Raw genomic sequence first — 1,562 nt, forward strand, 5'->3', positions numbered from 1 at the left:
GTATGGGAACGGCAGCTTTGCGCCCAATGTCGGTCGCAGGTATAAGCTGTTTTGTCGCCCGAAAGCAGACATCGTCTTCAGGTGCCACAGGGCAACGCCGCTCGCTCGTCTGCTGCCCAGCAGTGCTCCAAATACACGCAGGCCTGGCAGCAGGTCCGGCTGTCGATGGCTTGGATGAGGCACCGAGCGTTGCGACGGTCTTGGACGACCTGGTGTGCGCAATGATGACGTTGGGTGTCCACGAAGAACGCCGGAGGCTCGACCGAACGAGCGCTGATCGCGGATTGCAATGCTGCGTCGGCCCCGCATTCAGCCCAGCTATGGAACCGGCATTCCTGGACACGGGGCTCCGCGAGCAGAAAGTGCGTCGCGCTACCGGTGGCGACGAGCCATTCGTCCGCCTCCGGCAGTTCGCCCACCAGCCCCTTCGCCATACCGTCGCTGCGGAAACCGGGAAACGCCGAAAGCTCGGCCACGGGAAGTGCGCCCCCGAGTTCAGCTCCGCATGCAGCAATCAGAGTGGTGCTACGGGCGTAAACGGAGTCCAAGTGCGGGGCCAGCGTTTCAAGGCCATCGTGGTCTGTCCGATAGTCGAGCTCGAGGGGCGTGTCGTTGTCGATCACAGTGAAGACAGCGTCGTCCTTTCGGGCGACAAATAGGGCTGGGTAGATCAGAATGCGGGGTCGGCGAACGAATAGTGCGCTGCCGGTTCGCTCATAGTGGACATGCACTCCTTGAAACGCGCCGGCGACGCCGTCCAACTCGACGAATTGCCGAAGTTGCGCCGGCCGCAGGGGTATCGGCGCGTCTTCGGTGAGCGCCGAGCGATGGAGAAGCTTGAAGATTTGTCCCGCCTGCTCCTTGAACTGCGAGCGCTTAAAGATCTCGATGTCATCCGGCAGTAGTGCGCCCAGGAAAGTCTCAACGGGCTTGGTGAACACCACCATCCACTCGCCGCTGATGATGACACCCCTAGGTAAGCCATGGCAGTACTTCTCCTCTAGTGTCTGCACATAGCCGCGTACCTGGCGCAGATAGCTGTCCCACTCCGCGATGATCGGCGACGTGGCCTCAGCCTTCCCGTCGCGGATATGCTGGATTGCCGCAACAACCAGTCCGGCCTCGCTTGCGTACTGGCCACCCGCGCGAGCCGAGATCRCTGGCTTGTCCCAAGCCTTGGCTTCCACCAATAACAGCGGTGCGCCGGTGATATCGACAACCCCAACGTAGTCCATGAATTTTGTGGTGTTCGCTTGGAGACGGGCTTCCTCAAGCACATTGCCCCCGGCACCGAGCCGCCATCCGAGATGTCCGAGCAATTCATCGACAAAGAGCAGCCGCGTGTCGTGCTCGTGGGGACGGCGGTTTGGGTCTATCTCGCTGAACGGGTCACGCTGTGGCCTCGCCAGCTCTCGCTCGACCGCAGCAAGCAGGTCGCCGAGGCCTCGCTTGAACAGGTTGAGCAGCGCCAGCGGGTTCACTGGATCAGTTCTGGCAGGCGATAGAGGAGACGTCGTGCCGCCGGCCATCCTGCTTCTAGGAAGGCCTCCAAGCAATCAACT

The 1,562-nt window shown here is 61.7% G+C and carries 1 protein-coding gene; it reads right to left on the bottom strand.

Translation table 11 applies throughout. The annotated features are described in order from the left end of the window. Positions 1-77 precede the first annotated feature (77 nt). Positions 78-1,481 (bottom strand): hypothetical protein, encoded by a 1,404-nt coding sequence (locus tag AC1DUU_RS31635; protein ID WP_476787252.1) that lies wholly within the window; start codon positions 1,479-1,481, stop codon positions 78-80. Positions 1,482-1,562: the final 81 nt, after the last annotated feature.

The sequence above is a fragment of the Aminobacter sp. P4_H6_2 genome (genome assembly GCF_056400805.1).